Source organism: Variovorax sp. CF079 (assembly GCF_900101545.1).
Taxonomy (GTDB): domain Bacteria; phylum Pseudomonadota; class Gammaproteobacteria; order Burkholderiales; family Burkholderiaceae_C; genus Variovorax.
The window spans coordinates 120,898-135,349 of the sequence record NZ_FMZU01000015.1 but is presented as its reverse complement, the minus strand read 5'-3'; the positions used below and the strand labels follow the sequence as shown (position 1 = coordinate 135,349).

The window sequence follows — 14,452 nt, the reverse complement described above, 5'->3', positions numbered from 1 at the left end:
TCTACTTATTCGATGTTCTGGACCTGCTCGCGCATCTGCTCGATCAGCACCTTCATGTCGACGCCGATCCGGGTGAGTTCGAGCGTCGCCGATTTGGAGCCCAGGGTGTTGGCCTCGCGATGCAGTTCCTGGATCAGGAAATCGAGGCGTTTGCCGATCTCGCCGCCCTTCTTGACCAGCCGCTCGATCTCTTCGAGGTGCGAGTTAAGGCGCGTCAGCTCCTCGGCGACATCGATGCGGATCGCAAAGGCCGTGGCTTCGGTCATGGCGCGATCCTGCGCCGCTTCCGGTGGCGTGCCGCCGGCGGCGAGGCCCATGGCCTCCTGCCAGCGCTCGAGAAAGCGGGTGCGCTGCTGCTCGACGAGCTGGGGCACCAGCGGCAGCGCCTGCTCGACCAGCTTGCGCAGCTGGGCAAGGTGATCCTGCAGCATCCGCGCAAGCCGGGCGCCTTCGCGCTCGCGCGCCGAAACAAGCGCCTTGAGCGTCTTCTCCGCCACCTCGGACAGCTCAGGCCCCAAGTCACCCTTCGCCTGTGTGTCGCCGGCCGCCAGGCGCAGTACGTCCGCCACGCTGAGTTCCCGGGCAGCCGGCAGCCAGGACTTGATGTTGTCCTGTACGCCGTTGAGCCGCTGCAGCAACTTGGGCGAGGGTTCGCCGATGCCCGCGGTACCGCCGCCTTCGATCGAGGCGCGCAGCTCGACCTTGCCGCGCTTGAGCTGCCCCGTCAGCAATTCGCGCAAGGCCGGCTCGTGCTGGCGCAACTCCTCGGGCAATTTGAAAGTGAGGTCGAGAAAACGGCTGTTGACCGAGCGAATCTCGACCCCGAGCCGGCCCGCGCCATGGGGCCGCGGCTCGGTGTCGGCGTGGCTGCCCGCGGGGCCGTTCTGGCCGCTGGCATAGCCGGTCATGCTGTAAACTGGCATTGCGCCTCGCTGTGAAATTGTGTGTACGCACCGAGACGACGGCACGGCGTTCGCTTGCCGCACCATCGCCTTCGGGCGAAACTCCCGGATTATGTCAAAGGTCAAACCTTCGCCCCTGTTGCCTGACACGGTCATCGGCGGTTATCGCGTCGTGCGTCGGCTTTCTGCCGGTGGTTTCGGCGTCGTCTACCTCTCTGTCGACCAAAGTGGCCAGCAGGTGGCCATCAAGGAATACCTTCCTTCCTCCCTGGCAACCCGGGGCACCGGCGAGCTTGCTCCCCAGGTGCCGCCCGAAAAGCTGTCGCTCTACCGGTTGGGGCTGAAGAGCTTTTTCGAGGAAGGGCGTTCGCTCGCGCAGATCTCGCATGCCTCGGTGGTCAGCGTGCTCAACTTCTTCCGCGAGAACGAAACCGTCTACATGGTCATGAACTACCTGGAGGGCGCCACCCTGCAGGATTTCATCGTGACCGCGCGGGACCTCAAGAAACAGAAGGTCTTCCGTGAGTCCACCATCCGTTCGCTGTTCGACGAGATCCTGCGCGGCCTGCGCATCGTGCACCAGCACAAGATGCTTCACCTGGACATCAAGCCGGCCAACATCTTCGTGACCGACGACGATCGCGCGGTGATGATCGATTTCGGCGCCGCGCGCGAAGTGCTCTCCAAGGAAGGCAACTTCATCCGCCCGATGTACACGCCCGGCTTCGCGGCGCCAGAGATGTACCGCCGTGATTCGTCGATGGGCCCCTGGACCGACATCTACGCCATCGGCGCCTGCATCTATGCCTGCATGCAGGGCTATCCCCCGAACGACGCCCCGCAGCGCATCGAGAAAGACCGGCTCGGCCTGTCGCTCTCGCGCCTGCGCGGCATCTACTCCGACAACCTGATCGAAGTGGTCGAGTGGTGCATGTCGCTCGACCCGCTCTCGCGTCCGCAGTCGGTCTTCGCGCTGCAGAAGGAGCTGAGCCGCGAAGGCGAGCGCCGCTACACCAAGCTCACGGTGAGCGAGAAGGTCCGGCTGTCGATCGACAACATGCGGTCCTTCGAAAAGAAGGGGTTGCCGAAGGCGGCAGCGCCGACGACACGTCCGGCATGAAATTCTCCGTCTTCCAGGTCAGCCGCAAGGGTGGCCGTCTCAAGAACGAAGACCGCATGGGCTACTGCTACACGCGCGAATCGGGCCTCTTCGTGCTGGCGGACGGCATGGGCGGGCATCCCGAAGGCGAGGTGGCGGCCCAGCTGGCGCTGCAGACCATCGCGGCGCTGTACCAGCGCGAGGCGCGACCGATCGTCAAGGACGTCAAGGCATTCCTGACTGCGTCGGTGATGGCCGCGCACCAGCAGATCATGCGCTACGCAGGCAACAAGGGCATGCTCGACACCCCGCGCACGACGGTGGTTGCCGCCGTTTTGCAGGGGACCACCGCCACCTGGATCCATTGCGGCGACTCGCGGCTCTACGTGGTGCGCGACGGCGAGCTGCTGACCCGCACGCGCGACCACTCCCACGCCGAGCGGCCGCGCGCCAACGCCGGGGCCGAGATCGTCAACCGCAACCTGCTGCTGACCTGTCTGGGTTCCCCGACCACGCCGCTGTTCGACATCTCGGCGCCGCTGCAGCTCCAGCGCGGCGACCGCATCATGCTGTGCTCCGACGGCCTCTGGGGCGTGCTGGACGAAGCCCTGATCGTGCACACGCTCTCCTCCGGCAAGCCCGTCTCCGATGCGGCGCCCGACCTGGCCGAGATGGCACTGCGCAACGGCGGCACCCACAGCGACAACGTGACGCTGATCGCGCTCGAGTGGGAGATGCCCGAGGCGACGGGCCAGGCACGCGGCGTGTCGACCGACAGCATCAGCGACGGCGTGTTCGCCTCGACCATCCAGGCCGGCATGCCCTCCGACAGCGAACTCGACGACCTCGACGAGGACGCGATCGAACGCTCGATTGCCGAAATCAACGAGGCGATACGACGCTCCGCTGCGCGCAAAGCCTGATTTTTCTTCCTTCTTTTTTCGCTCCACATGACAGTTTTCGTACGAAGCGGCGGCCGTGCCGCCGACCAGTTGCGCCCCGTGCGCGTCACGCGCGGTTTCACGATTCACGCCGAGGGCTCGGTGCTGATCGAGTTCGGCCAGACGCGCGTGTTGTGCACCGCCTCGGTCGAGGAAAAGGTGCCGCCGCACAAGCGCGGCAGCGGCGAGGGCTGGGTCACGGCCGAGTACGGCATGCTGCCGCGCGCCACGCATACGCGCAGCGATCGAGAAGCGGCGCGCGGCAAGCAGAGCGGCCGCACGCAGGAAATCCAGCGCCTCATCGGCCGCTCCATGCGCGCCGTGTTCGATCTGGCCGCGCTGGGGGAGCGCACGATCCATCTCGACTGCGATGTGCTGCAGGCCGACGGCGGTACGCGCACGGCCGCGATCACCGGCGCCTTCGTGGCGGCGCAGGATGCAGTCGACAAGCTGCTGGCCGCGGGCAAGATCGCGGCCTCGCCCATTCGCGGCCACGTGGCCGCGGTCTCCGTCGGCATCGTGCAGGGCACGCCCTTGCTGGATCTCGAATACATCGAAGACTCGGCCTGCGACACCGACATGAACGTGGTGATGACCGGCGCCGGCCATTTCGTCGAAGTGCAGGGCACGGCCGAAGGAGCGGCCTTCTCGCGCGAAGAGATGAATGCGCTGCTGGTGCTGGCCGAAAAGGGTATCGCCGAATTGACTAGGCTGCAGGCGCAGGCATTGTCGAACGGATGAAGCTGGTTCTGGCCTCCAACAACGCCGGCAAGCTCGCCGAGCTGCAGGCCTTGTTTGCGCCGCTCGGCGTCGAGCTGGTGCGGCAGTCTGAACTCCAGGTCGGCGAGGCCGAGGAACCCTTTCTCACCTTCGTCGAGAACGCGCTGGCCAAGGCGCGCCACGCCTCGGCAGCGACCGGCCTGCCGGCCATCGCGGACGATGCGGGCCTTTGCGTCGAGGCATTCGGCGGGCTGCCCGGCGTGGCCACCGCCTACTACGCCACCCAGTTCGGCTACGAGAAGGGCGACGCGAACAACGTGCGCGCGCTGCTCGAGCAGATGGCCGGCGTCGCCGACCGCCGCGCCGCGCTCGTCAGCACGCTGGTTGCGCTGCGCCGCGCCGACGATCCCGAACCCTTGATCGCGGTGGGTCGCGCCGCGGGCGAGATCACGCGCGAGCCCATCGGCGACAACGGCTTCGGTTTCGATCCAGTCATGTGGCTGCCGCAGTTCGGCAAGACCTTCGCCCAGTTGCCGACCGAAGTGAAGAACGCCAACAGCCATCGCGGCCAGGCAGCGCGCGCGATGCTGGCCTTGATGCGGGAGCGCTGGCTGTGAGCCTCGTCGTCCCGATCACCAGCAACGCGCAGGAGCGCGCCGGTGGTGTGGCTCATGCCAACGACGTGCTGCACCTGATGCGGCCGGGGCCGCTGCAGCTGTCGGCGCTGCCGCCGCTGTCGCTCTACGTCCATCTGCCCTGGTGCCTGCGCAAGTGCCCTTACTGCGACTTCAACTCGCACGAGTGGCGCGGCGGCGATGGCGACGCATTGCCGGAGCAACGCTATCTCGATGCGCTGATCGCGGACCTCGACGCCGCTCTGCCCCTGATCTGGGGCCGCAGCGTGCACACCATCTTCATCGGCGGCGGCACGCCCAGCTTGTTCTCGCCGGCCGCCATCGACCGCCTGCTCGGCGACCTGCGTGCCCGGCTCAAGCTCGCGCCCGACTGCGAGATCACGCTGGAGGCCAACCCCGGCACCTTCGAGCGCGATCGCTTCCGGGCCTACCGGGCGGCCGGCGTCACGCGGCTGTCGGTCGGCGTGCAGAGCTTCAACGACGAGCACCTGAAGGCGCTCGGCCGCGTGCACGACCGCGCGCAGGCCATCGCGGCGGTCGAGGAGGCAGCGATGGCCTTCGACACCTTCAATCTCGACCTGATGTACGCGCTGCCGGGCCAGACCCTGGAGGGCCTCGACGCGGACCTCGATCAGGCGCTGGCGCTGGCGCCGCCGCATCTGTCGGTCTATCACCTGACCATCGAGCCCAACACCTACTTCGCCAAGTTTCCGCCGGTGGTGCCGGAAGACGATGCCGCCTACGCGATGCTCGACCGCATCACCGAGCGCACCGCGCAGAATGGTCTCAACCGCTACGAGATATCGGCCTATGCGCGCGTGGGTCACCATTGCGCGCACAACCTCAACTACTGGCAGTTCGGCGACTACCTCGGCATCGGCGCCGGCGCGCACAGCAAGCTGAGTTTTGCGCACCGCGTGGTACGGCAGGTCCGCTTCCGGGAGCCGCGTCTCTACATGGACAATGCGCTCGCCGGCCAGGCCGTCGCGCAGAGCGACGAGGTCGGCCTTGCCGAGCTGCCCTTCGAATTCATGCTCAACGCCCTGCGCCTCAAGGAGGGCTTCACGCTGGCGCAGTTCGGCGAACGCACCGGGCTGGCCATCACCGCCATTCAGCGCGGGCTCGAGGAAGCCGAGCGCAAAGGCCTGATCGAGCGTGACCTCGCGCGCGTCTGGCCGACGGCGCGCGGCTTCGACTTCCTGAGCGATCTGCAGGCCATCTTCCTGCCGGATGCGTGAGCGGAAAACCATGCCGAACCGAATGCTCCCGGATGAAACCCAGCGCAGGTCGCGTGGACGACCCAGTCCAGAGCAGGCGGCGGCCCTGCGCGAGTCCTTCCTCGCTGCTGCATTGAAGTCTTTTCTCGAGAACGGCTACGCGGCGACCAGCATCGAGGCCATCGCGCGCGATGCGGGCGTCGCCAAGATCACCATCTACCGCCAGTTCGAGAACAAGGAGGCCTTGTTTCGGGAGGTCGTGCACCGTGCGGTCAGCAGTGCCCGCGACACCATGCAGGCCACTCTCGTGCGGCACGGTGCCGACGAAAGGGAGATCCTGCTCGACCTGGTCGAACGCATGTACCTCGGCGCCACCGAGCCGAAGACGCTGGCCCTGCTGCGCCTGGTGATCGCGGAGGCCGTGCGCTTTCCTGAACTCGCGAAGTCGCTCTATGCCGAGAACAGCTACGTGCTCGCACCGGTGGTCGAGTACCTGGCCGAGGCGCACCGCACCGGAAAGCTGCACGTGCCTTCTGCCGAACTGGCGGCGGTGCAGCTTTCGACGCTGGCCTTTGGCGGCGTGCGCTTCTTCATCTCGAAGCCGCTCGCAGGCCCCGAAGAGCGCCGCGCCTGGGCCACGGGCATTGTGGACCTGGTGATGCGCGGGTGGGCCCCGACTCCGCCCGGCGACTAAAATCGCCCGCACGCCTTCGCGCAAAGCGAAGACAGTCCCGGAGAGTTGGGTGAGTGGTTTAAACCAGCAGTCTTGAAAACTGCCGACGGGCAACCGTCCGTGAGTTCGAATCTCACACTCTCCGCCGGCCAGGTGCGCACCGGCTGCTATCGGCACGCGAAGCTGGAGGCCGATTCGATGCTGTCGCCTACGTAGGCCGCCGTTTTTGGATACGGGCACAGCGGCCGCGTGCGATCGGCCGACCAGTCGGCAGGCAATTCGGTGTTGACCACATTGGTGCCCGCCCCGCGAGCCGCGGCAATGATCGCCGTAGGCGCCTTGCCCTGTTCCACCCATGCGACGAGCGGCGTCAGCATGTCGAACTGGTCGGGCCGCGCCCGCAATGATTCATGCCGGGCACCGGAAAGAAGCGAGCAAAGCTGCATCGCCGCCGTTCGCCGCGCGCAATTGCTCGTACCAACTTGTCGTGTCGTCGGACGAGAACACCGCATCGCTGGTGCCGTGATAGACGATGAGCTTGCTGCCGCGGTCGCGAAGCGCGGAAACGTTGCTCGGGTTCGGCGGCGTCATGAAGGACATCGATGACTCGGTGTAGAGCGCAGTGCTCGCGAAGATGCTCGGCGCATCGATGTCCATGCTGAATCCGAGCGCGAAATCGATGCCGGACGGGCGGCTCGGTCCCAGCGGCGGGGTGCTGAAAACGAAGCCGACCGCAGCGGTATCCAGGCTTTGCGAATTGGAGAACTCCCACTGGCGCCAATCGGCACGGTTGATGCCGGCATCGTAGGGAAAGCTGCTGTAGATCGCCGTGCCCGCGCTGTTCCTCGCGCCGGAGAAGACGTTGTCGAGCACGCTCTTTTGCGCGGCCGTGAGGCAGCTGCCGTCGCGCACGCCGCCGCATGTGGGTACGGCGGTGGCCAGATCGAATGCCTGTTTGCACATCTGGACGTCCGCGACCATCCCGTCCGCCGCTCCGTCCAGTGCGTCGCAACGCGCGAGCACCGAGTTGGCCACCGTGTTCATCTCCGCTTGCGTGAAGGCGGACCGCACGGCCCTCTGAGGTGAGGCCGTTCGTGGGCCATCGATGTGACCGGGAAAACGGGGCTCGTCTTCAATGCCGACGGGGCGAGCATCTTGGACTCCTGGCCCGGGGTGGACCTGGGTAGCTATAACGTTATTTCAAATAATCAATATAGTTTTCATAGATAACTAAAAAATAGGGGAAACCCGCAGGACCTCGGTCGACACGGCGGCAGCGCGATGGCGTATCACACGTCTATGTCGTCTGATGTCATAGGTGTGCAGACGGACCTGATCCGCAGCCGTTGATTGCACTTCAGTGGCGGGCGTACTGTGCCAGTCATGGTTTCCACCAGTCCTGACCGGAAGTTCAAGTCATACGATGACCGACGACATGCTGCACCGTGGCGCCAAGAATCATGACAACCAGGCGTTCCGGCGCACATGCCGTCGAAACCGTGCCGTGCGCTCGCCGCCCGGCCGGGTCTCGTCCACGGCCCGATCCCCGGCCACCAGGGCATGAGATTCCCCCGGTGTTACCGGAGGTGGGCGAATCCACCTTTTGAGGAGCAGCGATGAAACGCAGAAAATTCGTGATGTCCGGACTCAGCCCGCTGGCCCTGGCCGCCTGCGGTGGCGGCGGCGATGGCGGGGCCCCAGCCCTTGCCAGCGCCGGGAGCTCGAAACCCGACGCTGTCGCGGACGAGAAACCTGATGCCGCAGACAAGTTCCGCAAGCGCGTCCGCTCGGCGCTGCGGCAAGCGGTCCGCTTCATGGACGAAGAAGTGTCTTACCGAGGCGGCTACGTCTGGGCCTACCTGCCCGACCTGTCGGTCAGCTGGGGCGAGATGGAGGCCAAGCGCACCATGTGCTGGATCCAGCCGCCCGGCACGCCTTCGGCCGGCCACGCCTTCCTAGACGCCTACCACGCGACCGGCGACGAGCTCTTCTACAAGGCCGCCGAGCGCACCGCGCTTGCGCTGATTGCGGCGCAGCATCCGGCCGGCGGCTGGAACTACATCCATGACTTCGCCGGCGAGGCCTCGCTCAAGCATTGGTACGAGACGATCGGCGCCAACGGCTGGCGGCTCGAGGAGTTCCAGCACTACTACGGCAACGCGACCTTCGACGACGCGGGCACCGCGGTGGCGTCGCAGTTCCTGCTGCGCATGTACCTCGAGAAGCGCGATCGGCGCTTCCGCGGCCCGCTGTACAAGGCGATCGACTTCGTGACCGGCGCGCAGTTCAGCAGCGGCATCGCCGACGGCGGCTGGCCGCAACGTTATCCGCCGTTCCCGGGCTCGGTCTCGTCGATGCCGCTGCCCAACCCGCAGCAGCTGCCGCCCGGCGCGACCCAGGGCATGGAAGACGGCGACTACACGCGCCAGATCACGTTCAACGACGACGTGGCCGGCGAGAACATCAAGTTCATGCTGATGTGCGTGGTGGGACTCGGCGAGACCCGCTTGATCGAACCGGTGCAGCGCGCGATGCAATGCCTGCGGCGCCTGCAGCAGCCGGTGCCGCAGGCCGGCTGGGCGCTGCAGCACCTGACCGAGGACCGCGACGGCCGCCCGGCCGGGGCGCCGGCCGGCGCGCGCACCTACGAGCCGCGCTCGCTCGCGACGCACACGACGCAGACCAACGTGCTGCAGCTGTTCCACTACTTCCGGCTGACCGGCGACAGGACGTTCCTGGCGCGGGTGCCGGAAGCGATCGCGTGGCTCAACAGCTGCAAGCTGACGCCCGAGATGATTGCCGACAACCCGCAGCTCGCCGGACGCACGCATCCCACCTTCATCGAGCTGGGGACGAACCAGCCGCGTTTTGTCCACCGCTACGGCTCGAACATCTGGAGCGGTGCGTACTACTTCGATCACGACCATCGCGCCACGCTCAGCCACTACTCGGCGGGCCGCAGCGTCAACATCGGCAGTCTTCAGGCAACCTACGACCTGCTCGCGTCGATGAGCGATGCCGCGATCGCCGAGATGACTGCGGGGTCGCCGCTGAAGGTCAGCAGGCCGAGAGACCTGCCGAAGTACTTCTCGCTGCGCGAAGTCGACTTCCCCGACCTGTTCGCGGGCGCGACGATGACCAGCCCGACGGTCACCGAGGCGCAGGCACAGGCGGTGGTCGACGCGCTCGGCGACAAGGACTATTGGCTCTCGCCGATCGCGTTCGTCACCAACCCGTTCCGCGGCAACGGCCCCACCACGCCGTATACGGGCGACGCCTACCGCAGCAAGCACGTGGGCGACGTCTACGACACCTCGCCGTACGACCCGCTCACCCCGCCCGAGATCGAGCCCTACCAGCCGCGCGAGCGGCCGCTGGGCATCTCGACCAGCGACTTCGTCGCCAACACGGGCAAGCTGGTCGCGTTCCTCGCTCCGGTGGTGTGAGAGCGGGGCGGGTGAATCCGCTGTAACAGAAAGGCTGGTGCAGCAGAGGGGCACCAGCCTTTCGGCTAGCCCGTCCGCTGCGCCTGCAGCAGATCGGCCACTTGCCTGCGCAAGTCTTCGTTCTCGGCCGTCAGTTCGGCCACGCGCTGTTCCAGCCGTTGCACGAGATCGGGCTTTGCCGAGTCGTCGGATGGCGCCGATTCTTCGCGCGGCTTGCGCCTGGCCTCGCGGACGCGCTTTGCGACCTGCTTCAGTTCATCCTTGCCGGCGATTGCGGCAGCCACCTGTTCTTCGGCCGGCAAGCTCGCCACGGCCGCCGCGGCATTGATCGAGATCGTGCCGGACTTGACGGCCGCCACCAGCTCGGGCGCGGCCTGCTTGCGGATCTTCTCGATCATCACCACCTGGCTGCTGCTGATGCGCGCGGCCTTGGCGACGGCTTCACGGCTGTTCAACGGCGCGGACGAGTCTGCCGAGGTCTGAACCTCTGCCGGCGCGGTCGCTGCCGGCGTGCGGGCCTGCCGTTCGGCCACGATCTCCTTCTTTCTGAGCGCCAGCACGCCTCGCAGGAAGTCCGAGACGCTGCGTCGGCCCAGGTGCTGGTCGATCATCCACAGGTGCACGTCCTCGATGGATTGGAAGCGCGTGTTCTGCACAGTCTGGAACGGCAGCCCGTGCTTCTGGCAGATGCCGTAGCGGTTGTGGCCGTCTACCAGGACATCGCCCCACAGCACCAGTGCATCGCGACAGCCTTCGGCCAGGATGCTTCGCTCCAGCGCTTCGTGTTCCTCGGGGGTCAACGGGTCGATATAGGTTCTTAGTTCTTCGTTGACGACGATATTCATGGATGCGGGATCAGGGATAGGGGCGGCATTCTCTCAGAGCGCGAGTTGCATCTCCACCTGACGGATGCCGGTTGCCAGCCCGCGCGCGGTCGCCGCGCGAAACAGGGCGCTGTCCGGCGGCTCGTCGACCAGCCGCCATGTCGTGCCGACGCGCGCGCAGGCGAGGGCGTCCAGCAGATCGGAAGCCGCGGCCTCGTCGAGCGCGCCGGCATCGAGCAGCGCGCTTTTCTCGCTGCCTTCGAGATAGACGGCGTAGCCGACGATGGCGGCGTCCCGCTGCACGCCGAGGGCTACTGCCCCCTCGGTCGCGACGGCGCCCAGCACCGTGGGGATTTCGCGGCGCCAGGTCGGACGTGTGTCCGCATTGCACAGCGCATGCGCGGATGCGAGGGCGGCAGCGTCGAGCGCCATACCGGCAGATGCGCGGCCTTGCGCAAGTGTTCCCTCCAGAACCACCAAGGGCCGAATCTCCGCGAAGCCCGCCTTGCGGTACAGCATGCGGGCCGGGTTCTGCTCGATGACCTCGAGGACGATTTCGCGCATCCCCGCGTCCGACAAGGCCGAGATCTGTGCCTCGAGCAGCGCCCTTGCCAGCCCTCGGCCCCGCTGCGCGCCGGCGATGCCGAAGCCGGCCAAGTAGGCGCGCTCCTGCCTGCGGCCCACGAGCGAAAGGCCATGGAGCGCGTCGCCGATCAGGAGCAGCCTGGAAAGGTCCAGGTCGGCGCTCGCGCGCCGCAGATGTCTCTCGAAGAGCGGTTCGGTGAAGGCGATCGGAACGAAGTAGTTTTCGTAGGCGCGATTCCAGAGCGCGGTGAGTTCGCTGCGGCCGAATTCGGCGGCGGGGCCGAAGCGGGTGTCGGGCCTGCTCTGCATTCAAAGCCCCGCGGCCAGCGAACGCGGAACCTTGATCCGCATGTCCAGCAGCATCTGCCCCATGCCCTTGCCGAGCGGATCCATGCGCATCGATGAAGGCCCGCCGCCGTCGAGCGCATCGTGCAGCAGCAGGTTCATCGCGGCGATGCCGGGCAGGTAGAAGCGTTCCACCTTGCCGTGAACCAGGTGCGCGAAATAGGCGCCCACGGCATCGGGCGTCACGCGTTCCCACAGCAGCGGCAGCCATTCGGGGCGGCGTGCGACCAGGCCGATGTTCGAGAGGTTGCCCTTGTCGCCGCTGCGCGCCCAGGCGAGCTGGATGAGGCGCACTTCCTCCATCGGCTCATCGGGATCGATCCATGGAGAGGGCGTTGGCACATCGGGCGCGACACCGTCACCCGTTCCCGCCGGAACGGGCACCGCATGCCGCTCGCCGTCGAGCACGAAGGCGACGGGCACCGCCTCTTTCTCCAGCAGAAAAGAGAAGGGCTCGATCAGAGGCGACACCGAAGGCCGCCCGCCGCCCGGGCCCGTGGTGCCGGGCGCCCACGAGGTGCCCGCCGGCGCGATCTCGCGCGCGAACATCGCGAGCGCGGCCTTCTGCGGATGATTGGCCACCACCCGCATCATGACCTCGCGCGACGCCCGCGTGCACGCATGCGGGCCGTAGAGCGACTCGGCGCCGATCACTTCGATGTAGGTGGAGGTGAAGGGCGGCTGCCCGCTCTCGCGCAGGATGCGGCCGGTGCGCTCGATGATCGCCTCGGCCGTGCGTCGGGCCTTCTTCTCGGCATCGATGCCGACGATCACCAGGCTGCCCGCGCAGCGGTAGCCACCCTGCTGGGTCGCCGAAACCTTGTAGCTCGGCGTCGGCGGGCGTCCTTTGGCAGGACTCACGCGCACGCGGTTCTCTCCCTGCTGCTCGATCACGACCTCGCGGAAGTCGCAGCTCACGTCCGGTAGCAGATAGGCGCCGGGGTCGCCGATCTCGTAGAGCAGTTGCTCGGCCACCGCCGCGCGGACCACCTTGCCGCCGGTGCCCTCGGGCTTGATCAGGACGAAGCTGCCGTCGGCATGGCACTCGACGATCGGGTAGCCGATGTTTGCCCAGTCCGGGATCTCTTCCCAGTCGGTGTGCAGGCCGCCGGTCGCCTGGCAGCCGCACTCGATGATGTGGCCGGCGAGGCTGCCGGAGGCCAGCAGGTCGAAGTCGTCGTGGGTCCAGCCGAATTCGCGCATCAACGGCCCCAGCGTCACGGCGCTGTCGACGCAGCGTCCGGTGATCACCACCTCGGCACCGGCCGCCAGCGCGGCGGCGATCGGCGCGGCGCCGAGGTAGGCGTTGGCGCTCAGCACCTTCTCGGGCAAGGCTTCGCCGCTGAACATGTCCTGGATGCCGCGCTCGCGCACGGCCGGCATCTGCGCGCCGATGTCGTCGCCCTCGACCACGGCGATGCGCAGCGCGATGCCTTCGGCCTCGGCCATGGCCTGCAGCGCGGCCGCACAGCCGTGCGGATTGATGCCGCCCGCGTTGCTGATCACCTTGATCCCTTGCCGCTTCACCTCGCCGAGCACCGGCTTCATCGCGATGTCGACGAAGTCGGTGGCCCAGCCCAGCTCGGGCTGCTTGGCGCGCGCCGCCGCCAGGATGGCCATCGTGGTCTCGGCCAGGTAGTCGAACACCAGGTAGTCGAGCCGCCCTCCCTTCACCAGTTGCGGCGCGGCCACCATGCTGTCGCCCCAGAAGCCGGAGGCGCCGCCGATGCGGACGATCTTGCTGCTGCTTGTCATGGAGATGCAGCTTAGCGATCCGCCGCGCGCTGCGCTTGCGTCAACTCGCTAGTGGACCGGGGCCGCAGCCACTAGGCGCAAGACCTGGGCGCGCCGGGCCGATAGCCTTGGTCGCGACAAGGAGTCGTCAATGGACTTTCTCGATGCGCCGCCGCTGCCCTTCTATTTCAGTCCCGATCACGAGCAGTTCCGCGCCAGCGTCCGCGACTTCATCTCGCGCGAGATCACACCCAACGTGAACGCGTGGGACGAGGCCGAGACCTTTCCGCGCTCGCTCTATGCGCGCTCGGCCGAACTCGGCATCCTGGGGCTGGGCTATCCGGAGGAATACGGCGGCACGCCGGCCGACGTGTTCTACCAGCTCGTGGTGGCCGAGGAGTTCGCGCGCTGCGGTTCTGGCGGCGTGCAGGCCTCGATGAACTCGCACGGCATCGCGCTGCCGCCGATTCTTGCCGCGGGCAACGAAGAGTTGAAACGCCGCGTCATCCCGCCGGTGCTCGCGGGTCGCAAGATTGCTGCGCTGGCCGTCACCGAGCCCTCGGGGGGCTCCGACGTGGCCAACCTGAAGACCACCGCGATCCGCGACGGCGATCACTACATCGTGAACGGCGAGAAGACCTTCATCACCTCGGGCGTGCGCGCCGACTTCATCACGACTGCGGTGCGCACCGCCCCGAAGGTCTTGGGCGCCGGCGGCATCTCGGCGCTGGTGATCGAGGGTGGCACGCCGGGGCTCACCCGCACGCCGCTCAAGAAGATGGGCTGGTGGAGTTCCGACACCGCGCACCTTCGCTTCGACGACTGCCGGGTGCCGGTGGCCAACCTCGTGGGCGAGGAGAACCGCGGCTTCAAGCTCTTCATGCGCAACTTCAACACCGAGCGCCTGCTGATGGCGTCGCTGGCCTGCGGCTATGCCGAGGTCTGTCTGGAGGAGGCTGTGGACTGGGCGCGCCAGCGCACGATCGGCGGCACGGCGCTGTCCGAGCGGCAGGTGGTGCGCCACAAGCTGATGGACATGACCCTGCGCATCGACGCCGCGCGCACGCTCGTCTACGACCTGGCCTACCGCATCGAGCACCAGCTCGCCGATCCGGCGCAACTGGTGGCGCGCATCTGCCTGGCCAAGGTCCAGGCGACGCAGGCCATGCAGTTCTGCGCCGACCAGGCGGTGCAGCTGCTGGGCGGCATGGGCTACATGCGCGGCACGAAGAGCGAGCGCATCTACCGCGAGGTCAAGGTGATGATGATCGGCGGCGGATCGGAAGAGGTCATGAAGGACCTGGCCGCGCGGCAGCTGGGCCTTTGAGGCG

12 protein-coding genes, 1 tRNA gene and 1 pseudogene are annotated in these 14,452 nt (G+C 67.1%); 9 read left to right on the top strand and 5 right to left on the bottom strand.

The features are described from left to right. Window positions 1-5: 5 nt before the first annotated feature. A complete protein-coding gene (locus BLS74_RS20670; RefSeq protein ID WP_093109015.1) occupies window positions 6-923 on the bottom strand; it encodes a YicC/YloC family endoribonuclease in 918 nt (305 codons plus the stop codon). 91 nt (window positions 924-1,014) lie between these two features. Here BLS74_RS20670 and BLS74_RS20665 point away from each other — a divergent pair, with 91 nt between their 5' ends. From BLS74_RS20665 to BLS74_RS20635, 7 genes are all read left to right on the top strand, one after another. Continuing rightward, a complete protein-coding gene (locus BLS74_RS20665; RefSeq protein ID WP_093109014.1) occupies window positions 1,015-2,022 on the top strand; it encodes a serine/threonine protein kinase in 1,008 nt (335 codons plus the stop codon). After that, the gene (locus tag BLS74_RS20660) at window positions 2,019-2,924 is read left to right on the top strand and encodes a PP2C family protein-serine/threonine phosphatase (RefSeq protein ID WP_093109013.1); all 906 of its coding nucleotides are present in this window, start codon (window positions 2,019-2,021) and stop codon (window positions 2,922-2,924) included. Before BLS74_RS20665 ends, BLS74_RS20660 begins: the two co-directional genes overlap by 4 nt. A gap of 27 nt (window positions 2,925-2,951) precedes the next feature. Next, on the top strand, window positions 2,952-3,683 hold the full coding sequence (rph, locus tag BLS74_RS20655) for a ribonuclease PH (RefSeq protein WP_093109012.1): 732 nt from the start codon (window positions 2,952-2,954) through the stop codon (window positions 3,681-3,683). After that, window positions 3,680-4,279: an RdgB/HAM1 family non-canonical purine NTP pyrophosphatase gene (rdgB, locus tag BLS74_RS20650; protein ID WP_093109011.1), complete on the top strand. Its 600-nt coding sequence runs from the start codon at window positions 3,680-3,682 to the stop codon at window positions 4,277-4,279. Before rph ends, rdgB begins: the two co-directional genes overlap by 4 nt. Window positions 4,280-4,356: 77 nt before the next feature. Next, window positions 4,357-5,535: a radical SAM family heme chaperone HemW gene (hemW, locus tag BLS74_RS20645; RefSeq protein WP_093109087.1), complete on the top strand. Its 1,179-nt coding sequence runs from the start codon at window positions 4,357-4,359 to the stop codon at window positions 5,533-5,535. A 112-nt stretch (window positions 5,536-5,647) separates the two neighbouring features. After that, the gene (locus BLS74_RS20640) at window positions 5,648-6,208 is read left to right on the top strand and encodes a TetR/AcrR family transcriptional regulator (RefSeq protein ID WP_170855670.1); all 561 of its coding nucleotides are present in this window, start codon (window positions 5,648-5,650) and stop codon (window positions 6,206-6,208) included. Window positions 6,209-6,247: 39 nt separating this feature from the next. Further along, window positions 6,248-6,332 (top strand) — tRNA-Ser (locus tag BLS74_RS20635). A gap of 22 nt (window positions 6,333-6,354) precedes the next feature. Here the strand turns inward: BLS74_RS20635 and BLS74_RS20630 are convergent. After that, a pseudogene (locus tag BLS74_RS20630) lies at window positions 6,355-7,231 on the bottom strand (tannase/feruloyl esterase family alpha/beta hydrolase). Between the two features lie 572 nt (window positions 7,232-7,803). Here BLS74_RS20630 and BLS74_RS20625 point away from each other — a divergent pair. After that, window positions 7,804-9,633 carry a pectate lyase gene (locus BLS74_RS20625; protein ID WP_093109009.1) on the top strand — a complete coding sequence of 610 codons (1,830 nt, stop codon included), beginning with the start codon at window positions 7,804-7,806 and terminating at the stop codon, window positions 9,631-9,633. 65 nt (window positions 9,634-9,698) lie between these two features. Here BLS74_RS20625 and BLS74_RS20620 read toward each other — a convergent pair whose 3' ends face one another. The 3 genes from BLS74_RS20620 to BLS74_RS20610 are packed head-to-tail and all read right to left on the bottom strand — an operon-like array spanning window position 9,699 to window position 13,142. After that, window positions 9,699-10,478, bottom strand: coding sequence for a ParB N-terminal domain-containing protein (locus BLS74_RS20620; RefSeq protein WP_093109008.1), 780 nt, complete (start codon window positions 10,476-10,478; stop codon window positions 9,699-9,701). 33 nt (window positions 10,479-10,511) lie between these two features. Beyond that, the gene (locus tag BLS74_RS20615; RefSeq protein WP_093109007.1) at window positions 10,512-11,351 is read right to left on the bottom strand and encodes a GNAT family N-acetyltransferase; all 840 of its coding nucleotides are present in this window, start codon (window positions 11,349-11,351) and stop codon (window positions 10,512-10,514) included. Further along, on the bottom strand, window positions 11,352-13,142 hold the full coding sequence (locus tag BLS74_RS20610; RefSeq protein WP_093109006.1) for an acyclic terpene utilization AtuA family protein: 1,791 nt from the start codon (window positions 13,140-13,142) through the stop codon (window positions 11,352-11,354). Between the two features lie 130 nt (window positions 13,143-13,272). On the opposite strand from BLS74_RS20610, the gene BLS74_RS20605 reads away from it, so the two are divergent. After that, window positions 13,273-14,448, top strand: coding sequence for an acyl-CoA dehydrogenase family protein (locus tag BLS74_RS20605; protein WP_093109005.1), 1,176 nt, complete (start codon window positions 13,273-13,275; stop codon window positions 14,446-14,448). Window positions 14,449-14,452: the final 4 nt, after the last annotated feature.

What these genes read in the sequence shown, in the direction of transcription:
- BLS74_RS20670 (WP_093109015.1), bottom strand. Translation starts at nt 923, where the DNA reads ATGCCAGTTTACAGCATGACCGGCTATGCCAGCGGCCAGAACGGCCCC.
- BLS74_RS20665 (WP_093109014.1), top strand. Translation starts at nt 1,015, where the DNA reads ATGTCAAAGGTCAAACCTTCGCCCCTGTTGCCTGACACGGTCATCGGC.
- BLS74_RS20660 (WP_093109013.1), top strand. Translation starts at nt 2,019, where the DNA reads ATGAAATTCTCCGTCTTCCAGGTCAGCCGCAAGGGTGGCCGTCTCAAG.
- rph (WP_093109012.1), top strand. Translation starts at nt 2,952, where the DNA reads ATGACAGTTTTCGTACGAAGCGGCGGCCGTGCCGCCGACCAGTTGCGC.
- rdgB (WP_093109011.1), top strand. Translation starts at nt 3,680, where the DNA reads ATGAAGCTGGTTCTGGCCTCCAACAACGCCGGCAAGCTCGCCGAGCTG.
- hemW (WP_093109087.1), top strand. Translation starts at nt 4,357, where the DNA reads ATGCGGCCGGGGCCGCTGCAGCTGTCGGCGCTGCCGCCGCTGTCGCTC.
- BLS74_RS20625 (WP_093109009.1), top strand. Translation starts at nt 7,804, where the DNA reads ATGAAACGCAGAAAATTCGTGATGTCCGGACTCAGCCCGCTGGCCCTG.
- BLS74_RS20620 (WP_093109008.1), bottom strand. Translation starts at nt 10,478, where the DNA reads ATGAATATCGTCGTCAACGAAGAACTAAGAACCTATATCGACCCGTTG.
- BLS74_RS20615 (WP_093109007.1), bottom strand. Translation starts at nt 11,351, where the DNA reads ATGCAGAGCAGGCCCGACACCCGCTTCGGCCCCGCCGCCGAATTCGGC.
- BLS74_RS20610 (WP_093109006.1), bottom strand. Translation starts at nt 13,142, where the DNA reads ATGACAAGCAGCAGCAAGATCGTCCGCATCGGCGGCGCCTCCGGCTTC.
- BLS74_RS20605 (WP_093109005.1), top strand. Translation starts at nt 13,273, where the DNA reads ATGGACTTTCTCGATGCGCCGCCGCTGCCCTTCTATTTCAGTCCCGAT.